Below are 12,837 nucleotides of genomic sequence, written 5' to 3' on the forward strand. Positions count from 1 at the left end.
TGGTCAAGTGATTCCGCGCCGACAATGTAGCGGGGCTCAAGCGTACCGCCGAAGTCGTGTCATTGCAGCAATAGGGCCAACGCCCGCTGTGATGGGTAGGGGAGCGTCGTGTGCCGGGTGAAGCCGCGCCGGAAGGCAGTGGTGGACGGTTCACGAGTGAGAATGCAGGCATGAGTAGCGATACAAGAGTGGGAAACTCTTGCGCCGATTGACTAAGGGTTCCTGGGTCAAGCTGATCTGCCCAGGGTAAGTCGGGACCTAAGGCGAGGCCGACAGGCGTAGTCGATGGACAACCGGTTGATATTCCGGTACCCGCTATGAAACGCCCAATGCTGAATCTTCTGATGCTAAAGCCGTGAAGCCGCCTGCTGAGTCTTCGGACGAGGTGGGAGTGGTGGAGCCGCTGACCCGAGGGGGTAGTAGGTAAGCGATGGGGTGACGCAGGAAGGTAGTCCAGCCCGGGCGGTGGTTGTCCCGGGGTAAGGGTGTAGGACGTGCGGTAGGTAAATCCGTCGCGCACATAGTCTGAGACCTGATGCCGAGCCGATTGTGGTGAAGTGGATGATCCTATGCTGTCGAGAAAAGCCTCTAGCGAGTTTTATGGCGGCCCGTACCCTAAACCGACTCAGGTGGTCAGGTAGAGAATACCGAGGCGTTCGGGTGAACTATGGTTAAGGAACTCGGCAAAATGCCCCCGTAACTTCGGGAGAAGGGGGGCCATCACTGGTGATGAGTCTTGCACTCTGAGCTGGGGGTGGCCGCAGAGACCAGCGAGAAGCGACTGTTTACTAAAAACACAGGTCCGTGCGAAGCCGTAAGGCGATGTATACGGACTGACGCCTGCCCGGTGCTGGAACGTTAAGGGGACCGGTTAGTCATGATTCGTCGTGGCGAAGCTGAGAACTTAAGCGCCAGTAAACGGCGGTGGTAACTATAACCATCCTAAGGTAGCGAAATTCCTTGTCGGGTAAGTTCCGACCTGCACGAATGGCGTAACGACTTCTCGACTGTCTCAACCATAGGCCCGGTGAAATTGCACTACGAGTAAAGATGCTCGTTTCGCGCAGCAGGACGGAAAGACCCCGGGACCTTTACTATAGCTTGATATTGGTGTTCGGTTCGGCTTGTGTAGGATAGGTGGGAGACTGTGAGCCGGTGGCGCCAGCCATCGGGGAGTCGTCGTTGAAATACCACTCTGGTCGTGCTGGATGTCTAACCTCGGTCCGTGATCCGGATCAGGGACAGTGTCTGGTGGGTAGTTTAACTGGGGCGGTTGCCTCCTAAAGAGTAACGGAGGCGCCCAAAGGTTCCCTCAGCCTGGTTGGCAATCAGGTGTTGAGTGTAAGTGCACAAGGGAGCTTGACTGTGAGACTGACGGGTCGAGCAGGTACGAAAGTAGGGACTAGTGATCCGGCGGTGGCTTGTGGAAGCGCCGTCGCTCAACGGATAAAAGGTACCCCGGGGATAACAGGCTGATCTTCCCCAAGAGTCCATATCGACGGGATGGTTTGGCACCTCGATGTCGGCTCGTCGCATCCTGGGGCTGGAGTCGGTCCCAAGGGTTGGGCTGTTCGCCCATTAAAGCGGTACGCGAGCTGGGTTTAGAACGTCGTGAGACAGTTCGGTCCCTATCCGCTGCGCGCGTAGGAGTCTTGAGAAGGGCTGTCCCTAGTACGAGAGGACCGGGACGGACGAACCTCTGGTGTGCCAGTTGTCCTGCCAAGGGCATGGCTGGTTGGCTACGTTCGGGAGGGATAACCGCTGAAAGCATCTAAGCGGGAAGCCTGCTTCGAGATGAGGACTCCCACCCCCTTGAGGGGGTAAGGCTCCCAGTAGACGACTGGGTTGATAGGCCGGATGTGGAAGCCCTGTGAGGGGTGGAGCTGACCGGTACTAATAGGCCGAGGGCTTGTCCATAGTTGTACGCGTCCACTGTGTAGTTCTGAGGCAACCAGCGTGTTGTACCGCTGTTGTTTCATTGTGTTTCGGTGGTCATAGCGTGAGGGAAACGCCCGGTTACATTCCGAACCCGGAAGCTAAGCCTCAAAGCGCCGATGGTACTGCAGGGGGGACCCTGTGGGAGAGTAGGACGCCGCCGAACAAACTTTAGGGGCCTGGCCCCGGATCCTTGATCCGGGGCCAGGCCCTTTTTGTGCCTGGGGTAGAGTCTGGCCCGAAGGTTCACGCATGGATACACAGGAACACAGGAGGGGCCCCCGGTGGAGGTCCAGGAGACACGGGTACAAACGGACCGGATCTTCACGATCCCCAACATCCTGAGTATGGCCAGGCTGGCCGGCGTACCGGTGTTCCTGTGGCTGATTCTGTGGCCCGAGTTCGACGGCCCCAAAGCTGACGGCTGGGCACTCCTCGTGCTCGCGTTGAGCGGTGTGAGTGACTACCTGGACGGCAAGCTGGCCCGTCGCTGGAATCAGATCAGCAACCTCGGCCGGCTGCTCGATCCGGCCGCCGACCGGCTGTTTGTACTGTCCACGCTGGTCGGGCTGACCTGGCGGGACATCCTCCCGCTGTGGGTGACGATCCTGCTGCTGGCCCGCGAGGCCATGATGGCGGTGATGCTGCTGATTCTGCGGAGACACCGCTACGGCCCACCCCAGGTGAACTTCATCGGCAAAGCGGCTACCTTCAACCTCATGTACGCCTTTCCGTTGCTCCTGCTGAGCGACGGAAGCGGATGGCTTGCGACCCTGGCAGCTGTTTTCGGCTGGGCGTTCACAGGTTGGGGTACAACCCTGTACTGGTGGGCAGGGATCCTCTATGTGGTGCAGGTCCGCCGACTTGTGAGGGCGGACACCACGGCTGACTGAGTCACGAGGAGGACGTTTCCGACATGAAGGCGGTTGTGATGGCCGGCGGCGAAGGTACACGCCTTCGCCCAATGACCTCGAGCATGCCCAAACCTCTGCTGCCAGTGGTGAACCGCCCGATCATGCAGCATGTGCTGACGCTGCTCAAACGGCATGGACTCACTGAGACGGTGGTCACAGTCCAGTTCCTCGCCTCCCTGGTGAAGAATTACTTCGGGGACGGCGAGGACTACGGGATGGAGTTGACCTACGCCAACGAGGAAAAGCCGTTGGGGACGGCCGGAAGCGTCAAGAACGCCGAGGACGCGTTGAAGGACGACTCCTTCCTGGTTATTTCGGGCGATGCCCTCACCGATTTCGACCTGACCGAGCTGATCGAATTCCACAAGGAAAAGGGCGGCCTGGTCACCGTCTGCCTGACCCGGGTGCCCAACCCGCTGGAGTTCGGCATCACCATCGTCGATGACGAGGGCAAGGTCGAACGCTTCCTGGAGAAGCCCACCTGGGGCCAGGTGTTCTCCGACACGGTGAACACCGGCATTTACGTGATGGAGCCCGAGGTCTTCAACTACGTCGAGGCCGACGTGTCCGTCGACTGGTCGGGTGATGTCTTCCCCCAGCTCATGAAGGAGGGCAAGCCCATCTACGGCTTCATCGCCGAGGGCTACTGGGAGGACGTCGGCACCCACGAGAGCTATGTGAAGGCCCAGGCGGACGTCCTCGAAGGCAAGGTGGACGTCGATATCGACGGCTTCGAGATCTCGCCCGGTGTGTGGGTGGCCGAGGGTGCCGACGTGCACCCCGACGCCATACTGCGCGGACCGCTGTTCATCGGCGACTACGCGAAGGTCGAGGCGGGCGCGGAGATCCGCGAGCACAGCGTCATCGGCTCCAACGTGGTGGTGAAGACCGGCGCGTTCCTGCACAAGGCCGTCATCCACGACAACGTGTACGTCGGCCAGCAGACCAATCTGCGCGGCTGCGTCATCGGCAAGAACACCGACGTGATGCGGGCCGCCCGGATCGACGACGGCGCCGTGATCGGCGACGAGTGCCTGATCGGCGAGGAGTCGATCATCGCGGGCAACGTACGGGTGTACCCGTTCAAGACGATCGAGGCCGGCGCCTTCGTCAACACGTCGGTCATCTGGGAGTCCCGCGGACAGGCGAATCTGTTCGGCGCCCGCGGGGTGTCCGGCATCCTGAACGTGGAGATCACGCCGGAGCTCGCCGTCCGGCTGGCCGGCGCGTACGCCACCACGCTCAAGAAGGGCGCCACCGTGACCACCGCCCGTGACCACTCCCGTGGTGCGCGAGCCCTCAAGCGTGCGGTGATCTCCGCGCTGCAGACCAGCGCCATCGACGTACGGGACCTGGAGAACGTCCCGATGCCGGTGGCCAGGCAGCAGACCGCGCGCGGCAGCGCCGGCGGCATCATGATCAGGACGTCGCCCGGCCGGCCCGACTCGCTCGACATCATGTTCTTCGACGAGCGCGGCGCCGACCTGTCGGCGGCCGGCCAGCGCAAGCTGGACCGGGTCTTCGCCCGCCAGGAGTACCGCAGGGCGTTCCCCGGTGAGATCGGCGACCTGCGCTTCCCCGCCACGGTCTTCGACTCGTACACCGGCGCCCTGCTGCGCGCGGTGGACATCTCGGGGATCGCCGACGCCGGGCTGAAGGTCGTGGTCGACGCCGCCAACGGCAGCGCCGGCCTGGTGCTGCCCAGCCTGCTCGGCAGGCTCGGGGTGGACGCGCTGACGATCAACCCGGGCCTTGACGAGGCCAGGCCGACCGAGACCGAGGAGAGCCGGCGGGCCGGCCTCGTACGGCTCGGCGAGATGGTCTCCTCCTCGCGGGCCGCCTTCGGCGTGCGCTTCGACCCGGTGGGCGAGCGGCTGTCCCTGGTGGACGAGCGCGGCCGGATCGTGGAGGACGACCGGGCGCTGCTCGTGATGCTCGACCTGGTCGCGGCGGAGCGCCGCAGCGGCCGGGTGGCGCTGCCGGTCACCACCACCAGGATCGCCGAGCAGGTTGCCGCCTACCACGGCACCCAGGTCACCTGGACGACTACCTCGCCCGACGACCTGACCCGGGTCGGCCGCGAGGAGGGCACGATCTTCGGCGGCGACGCCCGTGGCGGCTTCATCATCCCCGAGTTCAGCAGCGTGTTCGACGGCTCCGCGGCCTTCGTCCGGCTGATCGGGCTGGTGGCGCGCACGCAGCTCACCCTCAGCCAGATCGACGCCCGCATCCCGCGGGCGCATGTGCAGAAGCGGGACGTGCCGACGCCGTGGGCCGTCAAGGGCTCCGTGATGCGCCGGGTGGTCGAGGAGGCCGGCGAGCGGTCGGTGGACACCACCGACGGTGTGCGCGTGGTCGAGACGGACGGGCGCTGGGTGATGGTGCTGCCCGACCCCGCCGAGGCCGTCACGCACCTGTGGGCCGAGGGGCCGGACGACGCGTCCACGCAGGCACTGCTCGAGGAGTGGTCGGAGGTCGTGGAGAGCGCCGGACGCTGATTCGAGTCCCGAACGACGCGCCGTGCGGGGGCCGTTCGAGTAAGACGTCCCGACGTGCGACGATGTGCGGCATGCCGCAGCAGCAACCCGATCGGAGCAGCCCCGCGCCCGGGGCTGCTCAGCGGCGTCCTGATGCGTCCATGTCGCTGCTCACCAACGTCATGGAGCACAGCCTCGACGACGGCTACGCGGAGGCCGCGGCCCGCCGCGGCGCCACCGGCACCTCGCGGCTGCCGCAGGCGCTCAGCGGCCGGCTGTGGCTCGGCGCGGGCCTGGTGCTGGCCGCGGTGGTGGTGACGCTGGGCGCCGCGCAGGCGCAGGTGTCGGCGCCTACCGCGGCCAAGGAGCGGCAGAAGCTCATCGACCGGGTGCAGACCGAGACCAGGAACGCCGACGCGCTGCAGAAGAGCGTGGACTCGCTGCGCGACACCGTTTCCAACGAGCAGCGGGCCGCGCTGCACGAGCAGGGCGGCGACGGCAACCAGCTGCTCGAACTCCTCGCCGGTGCCACGCCCGTGCACGGCCCCGGCGTGAAGCTGGTGGTCGACGACGCCAAGGAGGCCTCCCAGGACCTCAGCGGCGGCCCCAGGGAGAGCAACGGCTTCTCCGACACCGGGCGGGTACGGGACCGCGACATGCAGCGCGTCGTCAACGGCCTGTGGGCGTCCGGCGCCGAGGCGATCACCGTCAACGGCCAACGGCTCACCGAACTGTCGGCGATCCGGGCCGCCGGTGACGCCATACTGGTGGACAACAAACCGCTGGTGCCGCCGTACACGGTGCTGGCGATCGGGGACGGGGAGCGGTTGAGCACGGCATTCCAGGACAGTGCGGACGGCCAGTATCTGCACGTACTCCAGCAGGACTACGGAATCAGGTCCAGCATCTCCGTCCAGGGCGACCTGCGGCTGGCGGCCGCGCCCAGCCTGATCGTGCGCTATGCCAAGCCGGTGCCCGGCGCGCAGCCGGACGGCACCGCGGGAACAGGGAAGGGCTGAGGGTTCGAAGTGATCGCCGTACTGGGCCTCGTCGTGGGGGTCGTGGTCGGGCTCGTGGTGCGCCCCGTGGTGCCCTCAGGAGTGGAGCCCTATCTCCCCATCGCCGTGGTGGCCGCGCTCGACGCGGTCTTCGGCGGCCTGCGGGCCATGCTTGACGGGATCTTCGACGACAAGGTGTTCGTCGTGTCGTTCCTGTCCAACGTGGTGGTGGCCGCCCTGATCGTCTTCCTCGGCGACAAGCTGGGCGTCGGTTCGCAGCTGTCCACCGGCGTCGTGGTGGTGCTGGGCATCCGGATCTTCTCCAACGCGGCGGCCATCCGCCGCCATGTCTTCCGGGCGTGACAGCGGCATGACCGACCAGAACGACGGGCCCACCGGCCGGCAGCGGCTGCTGGCCGGGCTGTGGCCGCCGCGGCTGACCCGCGCCCAGCTGATCGTCGCCGTGCTGCTCTTCGTCCTGGGCCTCGGCCTGGCCATCCAGGTCCGCTCCACCAGCGACAGCGGCGGCGCCCTGCGCGGTGCCCGGCAGGAGGACCTGGTCCGCATCCTCACCGAGGTGGACAACCGCACCCAGCGCCTCGACGACGAGAAGCGGGGCCTGGAGAGCCAGCGCTCGGAGCTGGAGACCAGCTCCGACCAGGCCGCCGAGGCGCTCAAGCAGACCCAGCAGAAGGCCAGGGAGCTGGGCGTGCTGGCCGGTACGGTCGCCGCGCAGGGCCCGGGCATCACGCTGACCGTCACCGACCCGCACGGCAGCGTCGAGGCCGACTCGCTGCTCGACACGATCCAGGAGCTGCGGGCGGCCGGCGCGGAGGCGATCCAGATCAACGGCGTACGGGTGGTGGCGGACACGTACTTCACCCAGGCGACCGATGGAGTGCTGATCGACGGGCACAAGGTGTCCCAGCCGTACGTGTTCAAGGTGATCGGCAACCCGCAGGATCTGGAGCCGGCGCTGAACATCCCGGGCGGCGTGGTGCAGACGCTGGAGAAGGAGCAGGCCACCGCGGATGTCGTCAGAGCGCAGAAGATCATCGTGGACGCCTTGCGGCCGTCGAAGCAGCCTGACTACGCTCGGTCGTCCTCCCAGTGACGCCGGGGGTCGGGGAGTTGTCGGGGTGCGTTGTAGGGGAAACTGTGTGTAGCGAGGGTTCGTCCTGCCCCACGGGCGGGTCTGCTTCTTTCAAGGGGAATCGCCCGTGAAGTTGTTTGGGAAGTTGTTCGGCAAGAGCGCGCGGCAGTCGGGTGATCCGGCGACGGCGCGGCATCGTGCACCGCGGAGCCTGTCCGAGGAGGGACAGCCCGGTGACCGCCCGCTGTTCAGGAACGACGGGCAGCAGTCGGGGCCGGAGTTCTCCGGCGCGCCCGGCGTGGCGCCTGTTGACCCTGCGTCGTCCGCGCGCATAGGTTCCCAGGAACCATCAGCCTCGACCCCGGGTGGAGGGTTCGGTTTGCCGGTATGCAGCAGGTGCGGGCACACCAATGCGGAGGCCAGTCGCTTCTGCTCCAACTGCGGCGCGCCGTTGCGGGCCGCGGGCGGTCCGTCGCAGAGTGCCTCGGAGACCACGTCCACGATCTCGATCTCCGGTATCGAGGCGTACGAGGCGGAGGCCACGGGGCAGACCCCGACGCCGTCGCTGTCGCCCGAGGCGCAGTCCGCGGTGGACGCGCTGCCGATGGGCTCGGCGCTGCTGATCGTGCGCCGCGGTCCGAACTCCGGCAGCAGGTTCCTGCTCGACGGCGACCTGACCACGGCGGGGCGCCACCCGCAAAGTGACATCTTCCTGGACGATGTCACCGTCTCCCGCCGTCATGTGGAGTTCCGCCGCGGCCAGGACGGCCGCTTCACGGTCTCCGACGTGGGCAGCCTGAACGGCACGTACGTCAACCGGGAGCGGATCGACGCCGTGCCGCTGTCCAACGGCGACGAGGTGCAGATCGGCAAGTACCGGCTGGTCTTCTACGCGAGTCAGCGGGGTATCTGACCCTCCCCCGGAAAGGTGTTCATGCCGAGAACGCAGGGCGGTGCCGGAGACGGCACCGCCACCGAGGACACCGCCCTGCTGAGCATCGGCGCGGTACTGGGGCAGCTGCGGGACGAGTTCCCCGAGGTGACCATCTCCAAGATCCGCTTCCTGGAGGCGGAGGGCTTGGTCGAACCGCAGCGCACCCCGTCGGGCTACCGGAAGTTCAACGCCCGGGACGTGGAGCGGCTGGCCTACGTGCTGCGCGTGCAGCGGGACCACTATCTGCCGCTGCGGGTGATCAGGGAGCACCTGGACGGTCTGGAGAACGGCGAACGGGTGTCGCTGCCGTCCGCCGCGGAGAGCCCGGAGGGCTCCCAGGGGGCCGCAGTCGAGCCGGAGACGCCCGCGGAGCTGCGGATCGGCCGGGACGAGCTGATGGCCGCCACGGGGGCCGACAGCGCCCAGCTGGAGCAGTGGGAGTCCTACGGCCTGGTCGCGGCCGGCCGGGACGGCGGCTTCGACGCCGAGACGGTCGCCATCGGCCGGCTGCTGGCCGACCTGGCGCGCTTCGGCCTCGAACCGCGCCATCTGCGGGCCGTGAAGGCCGCAGCCGACCGGGAGGCGGGCCTGGTGGAGACCGTGGTGGCGCCGCTGCGCCGGCACCGCAACCCGCAGACCCGGCTCCATGCCGAGGCCACCGCCAGAGAACTGGCCGAACTCTCCGTACGGCTGCACGCGGCCATGGTCCAGTCGGCACTTCGGCTGCGGCTGCGCTGAGCGGCATATTCCGCCGTCCGGTCGGTGCCGGGAGTCCGCGCTTCGGGATGCCCGACTACCCAAACCCGCCGGGCACGTCCTAGGGTTGCTGTGTGAACGAGCTCGACGTTGTGGGTGTCCGGGTCGAAATGCCCTCCAACCAACCGATCGTGCTCCTGCGTGAAGTGGGAGGCGACCGGTACCTGCCCATCTGGATCGGGCCGGGCGAGGCGACGGCCATCGCATTCGCGCAGCAGGGCATGACGCCTGCGCGACCGCTGACCCATGACCTCTTCAAGGACGTCCTGGAAGCGGTCGGGCAGTCCCTCACCGAGGTCCGCATCACCGATCTGCGGGAAGGCGTCTTCTACGCCGAGCTGGTCTTCGCCAGCGGTGTCGAGGTCAGTGCCCGCCCGTCCGACGCCATAGCGCTCGCCCTGCGCACCGGCACGCCGATCTACGGCAGTGACGGGGTGCTCGACGACGCGGGGATCGCCATCCCGGACGAGCAGGAGGACGAGGTGGAGAAGTTCCGCGAGTTCCTCGACCAGATCTCGCCCGAGGACTTCGGCACCAGCAACCAGTGAGCCGTTCCCGGCCATCGGCCGGGTCAAACCACTCTTGGGGTGAATATCACTCGGCGTGGCGAGTGTGGCGATCGTTGACGCACCCCTGGTGACTGCCTAACGTCGGAGCGGAAAGTCCCGATGGCACGTGCCGTGCGCGCCGCCCCGGGACGCGAAGGGACGGAGGGCGGCGTGAGAAGCACCGGCGACGGTCTGGCGACCGGCGACGCATTTCCGCCCCGGGGGGCTCTGACCTGTGCCTCCGGCGCCCCGGCCGGCGATGTGGTGCCCGAGCAGGTCGGCTACCGCGGTCCCACCGCGTGTGCCGCCACCGGCATCACCTACCGGCAGCTCGACTACTGGGCCCGCACCGGCCTGGTCGAACCCTCGGTCCGCTCCGCACAGGGCTCGGGCGGCCAGCGGCTGTACAGCTTCCGTGACGTGGTGGTGCTGAAGATAGTCAAGCGGCTGCTCGACACCGGGGTGTCGCTGCAGAACATCCGGACGGCGGTGCACCACCTGCGGTCGGTGGCCCCGTCCGAGCTGGCCCGGGTCACCCTGATGAGCGACGGCGCCACGGTGTACGAGTGCACCTCGCCGCACGAGGTGGTGGACCTGCTCCAGGGCGGCCAGGGGGTCTTCGGGATCGCCGTGGGGGTCGTCTGGCGGGACGTGGAGAGCTCGCTGTCCCAGCTGCACGGAGAGCGGGTGGACACCGGGGAGACCCTGGTCGGCCACAATCCCTCCGACGAACTGGCCGCCCGGCGCAATCGGGCGGTCTGACCGGCCCGGATCCGGGAATCGCCGGAATCGGTTACGGGGGACCTGCCGCAGGGCGTGAACCCGGCCCTACGGTCATGAACCGGCCGCCGTGCCGTACAGATGTACGGCTTATGTCGGTGCTGTGCGGCACTATCGGTAATCGTGAGAAGTGCGCCGACGATCCTGCACCTGGACATGGACGCGTTCTTCGCCGCGGTCGAGCAGGCCTCCAAGCCGAGCCTGCGGGGCAAGCCGGTGGTGGTCGGCGGCCTCGGGCCCCGCGGCGTCGTGGCGACCGCGTCCTATGAGGCACGCGTGCACGGCGTCCACTCCGCGATGGCCACCGCACACGCCCGCAGGCTGGTGCCCAACGCCGCCTACCTCATCCCGCGCTTCGGCCTCTACCGGCGGATCAGCGAGACGGTGATGGCGCTGCTGGCCGAGGTCTCCCCGCTGATAGAACCGCTCAGCCTGGACGAGGCGTTCCTCGACCTGGAGGCCGGTACCGCCGGTGCCACCGGTACCGTCGGCGCCGACCCGCGGACCGTCGCCGTCGAGCTGCGCGCCCGGATCCTGTCGGCCACCGGGCTGACCGCCTCCGTGGGCCTGGCCGGCTCCAAGCTGCTCGCCAAGATCGCCTCCGAGCAGGCCAAGCCGGACGGCCTGGTGGTGGTCGAGCCAGGCACCGAGCAGGCACTGCTCGACCCGATGCCGGTACGCACGCTGTGGGGCGTCGGCCCGGCCACCGCCGAGCACCTGCGCAGGGCCGGCATCTTCACCGTGGGCGAGATCGCCAGGACCGGCGAATCGGAGCTGGTACGGCTGCTGGGCAAGGCACACGGCGCCTCGCTCTACACGATGGCCGCCGGCCTCGACAACCGGCCGGTGGTCGCCGACCGGGACGTGAAGTCCATCTCGGTGGAGGACACCTACGACAGTGACCTCACCGACCGCGCCCATGTGCGGTACGAGATCGACCGGCTGGCCGACCGCTGCGTGCAGCGGTTGCAGGGCGCGGGCCGCTCGGGGCGCACGGTGGTGGTCAAGGTCCGCCGGTACGACTTCTCCACCCTGACCCGCTCCGAGACGCTGCGCGCGCCCACCGACGACCTCGGCGTCGTACGGGAGACCGCCCGCAGGCTCGCCGAGTCCGTCGACACCACCGGCGGCGTACGGCTGCTCGGGGTGGGCGTGGCGGGACTGGCGGACTTCACCCAGGAGGACCTGTTCGCGCAGGCGCAGAACGAGAAGCGGGCGGACGGCGAGCCCGCGCCGCCCGAACTGCCCTCGGCCCCGCCGCCGGTGACCGAGCGGGCCGGCCGCCGCTGGCTGCCCGGCCAGGACGTCGAGCACGCCGAGTACGGGGCCGGCTGGGTGCAGGGCAGCGGCGTCGGGCGGGTCACGGTCCGCTTCGAGGTGCCCTCCGACCTGCTGCCCGGCCGGGTGCGCACCTTCCCGGTGGACGACCCTGGGCTGTCGCACAGCGAACCGCTGCCACTGGTGCCCGAGGGGCCTCTGCCGGGGCGGAGCGTGCCGGTTCAGCTCTTGTCGGCGCCGTTGGCCGATCCGGAGGCCGACCCCGACGGGGAACCGGAAGGCGGCCCTGACGGTGATCCCGAGGGCGGCCCGGACGGCGGCTCGCCGCCGGCCAGCTCGCCGAAGTCCCGGTCGGGCGCGGGCGCCGGCGGCGCCACACCGTCGGACGGCACTTCCATCCCGTAGTGGTGGTAGAGCTGCAGCTCCTGCTCGGGCGACAGATGGCGGCCGACGCCGAAGTCCGGCGCGTCCCTGATCAGCGCCTTCTTGAACGGCACCCGCAGCTCGTCCTGGACCAGCCGGCTCGGCTCCAGCGGCACGAACGCGTCCCGGGTGAACAGGCCGGTGCGTACCGCGGCCCACTCCGGCGCGCCGGTGGCGTCGTCGAGATACACCTCGTCCACCGTACCGATCTTCGCGCCGTCCCGGTCGAAGGCGCGGCGGCCGATCAGGCTGCGCGGATCGATGTCCGTCTGCACGGTCCCTCCAACCAAACGACGACGGCTGTCGAGTACCAGCCAAAGGCACAACCGCCCCGGTGTCGACTCGAACCGGCCCGCTCAGCGCGCCGACCGGCCGGTCCGGCCCGTTCGTTCGACGCGCTGGTAGGCTTGATCCCGGCTGTATACCCCATGCGGGAGAGTCTCAGGGAGCGCGCGAGGACGCCGCCCCAGGAGACGCCGAAGGAGCAACTCCTCCCCGGAATCTCTCAGGCATCCGTACCGCATGGGCAGGTCACTCTGGAAAGCAGGACCCGCTCCGGAAACGCCTTCCGGTACGTGTCCTCACCGACGGTGAAAGCCGCCCCGGCCGGGGCGGTGAAGCTCTCAGGTTCCGATGACAGAGGGGGAGGCCGTACGGGTGCCCGCGCCGCGGCACCCCCGAAGGTCGTCACTGACCAGGAG

The 12,837-nt window shown here is 67.9% G+C and carries 10 protein-coding genes, 2 rRNA genes, 1 pseudogene and 2 riboswitches (1 of these 15 cut by a window edge); of the genes and pseudogenes, 12 read left to right on the forward strand and 1 reads right to left on the reverse strand.

Features of this window, described 5'->3' with window-relative positions; genetic code table 11:
- The 12 genes and pseudogenes from ACQPW6_RS36890 to ACQPW6_RS36945 all read left to right on the forward strand — a co-directional run.
- Window positions 1–1,917, forward strand: a 23S ribosomal RNA gene (locus ACQPW6_RS36890); it begins 1,208 nt to the left of the window's first position.
- Window positions 1,918–1,984: 67 nt separating this feature from the next.
- Window positions 1,985–2,101 (forward strand): 5S ribosomal RNA (gene rrf / locus ACQPW6_RS36895).
- A gap of 118 nt (window positions 2,102–2,219) precedes the next feature.
- The gene (locus ACQPW6_RS36900) at window positions 2,220–2,828 is read left to right on the forward strand and encodes a CDP-alcohol phosphatidyltransferase family protein (RefSeq protein ID WP_433894091.1); all 609 of its coding nucleotides are present in this window, start codon (window positions 2,220–2,222) and stop codon (window positions 2,826–2,828) included.
- Window positions 2,829–2,851: 23 nt separating this feature from the next.
- Window positions 2,852–5,347 (forward strand): sugar phosphate nucleotidyltransferase, encoded by a 2,496-nt coding sequence (locus tag ACQPW6_RS36905; protein WP_433894092.1) that lies wholly within the window; start codon window positions 2,852–2,854, stop codon window positions 5,345–5,347.
- 71 nt (window positions 5,348–5,418) lie between these two features.
- On the forward strand, window positions 5,419–6,345 hold the full coding sequence (locus tag ACQPW6_RS36910) for a DUF881 domain-containing protein (RefSeq protein ID WP_433894093.1): 927 nt from the start codon (window positions 5,419–5,421) through the stop codon (window positions 6,343–6,345).
- A 9-nt stretch (window positions 6,346–6,354) separates the two neighbouring features.
- Complete coding sequence (locus ACQPW6_RS36915) at window positions 6,355–6,687, forward strand: small basic family protein (RefSeq protein WP_311300372.1); 333 nt, start codon at window positions 6,355–6,357, stop codon at window positions 6,685–6,687.
- 7 nt (window positions 6,688–6,694) lie between these two features.
- On the forward strand, window positions 6,695–7,438 hold the full coding sequence (locus ACQPW6_RS36920) for a DUF881 domain-containing protein (RefSeq protein WP_433894094.1): 744 nt from the start codon (window positions 6,695–6,697) through the stop codon (window positions 7,436–7,438).
- A 358-nt stretch (window positions 7,439–7,796) separates the two neighbouring features.
- Window positions 7,797–8,330, forward strand: coding sequence for an FHA domain-containing protein (locus ACQPW6_RS36925; protein WP_433894095.1), 534 nt, complete (start codon window positions 7,797–7,799; stop codon window positions 8,328–8,330).
- Between the two features lie 21 nt (window positions 8,331–8,351).
- Window positions 8,352–9,089 (forward strand): transcriptional regulator FtsR, encoded by a 738-nt coding sequence (gene ftsR, locus ACQPW6_RS36930; protein ID WP_433894096.1) that lies wholly within the window; start codon window positions 8,352–8,354, stop codon window positions 9,087–9,089.
- Between the two features lie 92 nt (window positions 9,090–9,181).
- Window positions 9,182–9,655 (forward strand): bifunctional nuclease family protein, encoded by a 474-nt coding sequence (locus ACQPW6_RS36935; RefSeq protein ID WP_222970021.1) that lies wholly within the window; start codon window positions 9,182–9,184, stop codon window positions 9,653–9,655.
- Between the two features lie 171 nt (window positions 9,656–9,826).
- Window positions 9,827–10,417, forward strand: a complete 591-nt coding sequence (locus ACQPW6_RS36940) for a MerR family transcriptional regulator (RefSeq protein WP_433894097.1) — start codon at window positions 9,827–9,829, stop codon at window positions 10,415–10,417.
- A gap of 141 nt (window positions 10,418–10,558) precedes the next feature.
- A pseudogene (locus tag ACQPW6_RS36945) lies at window positions 10,559–11,908 on the forward strand (DNA polymerase IV); the annotation flags it as partial.
- Window positions 11,909–11,934: 26 nt separating this feature from the next.
- Here ACQPW6_RS36945 and ACQPW6_RS36950 read toward each other — a convergent pair.
- Window positions 11,935–12,411, reverse strand: coding sequence for a PRC-barrel domain-containing protein (locus ACQPW6_RS36950; protein ID WP_433894098.1), 477 nt, complete (start codon window positions 12,409–12,411; stop codon window positions 11,935–11,937).
- A gap of 146 nt (window positions 12,412–12,557) precedes the next feature.
- Window positions 12,558–12,667, forward strand: a riboswitch (glycine riboswitch).
- Between the two features lie 14 nt (window positions 12,668–12,681).
- Window positions 12,682–12,786, forward strand: a riboswitch (glycine riboswitch).
- The last annotated feature ends 51 nt before the right edge of the window (window positions 12,787–12,837 follow it).

This window comes from Streptomyces sp. CA-111067, from assembly GCF_050956065.1.
Lineage (GTDB): Bacteria > Actinomycetota > Actinomycetes > Streptomycetales > Streptomycetaceae > Actinacidiphila.

Excerpts from the sequence above, each read along its gene's own strand:
- ACQPW6_RS36910 (WP_433894093.1), top strand. The coding sequence starts at position 5,419 with ATGCCGCAGCAGCAACCCGATCGGAGCAGCCCCGCGCCCGGGGCTGCT.
- ACQPW6_RS36905 (WP_433894092.1), top strand. The coding sequence starts at position 2,852 with ATGAAGGCGGTTGTGATGGCCGGCGGCGAAGGTACACGCCTTCGCCCA.
- ftsR (WP_433894096.1), top strand. The coding sequence starts at position 8,352 with ATGCCGAGAACGCAGGGCGGTGCCGGAGACGGCACCGCCACCGAGGAC.
- ACQPW6_RS36920 (WP_433894094.1), top strand. The coding sequence starts at position 6,695 with ATGACCGACCAGAACGACGGGCCCACCGGCCGGCAGCGGCTGCTGGCC.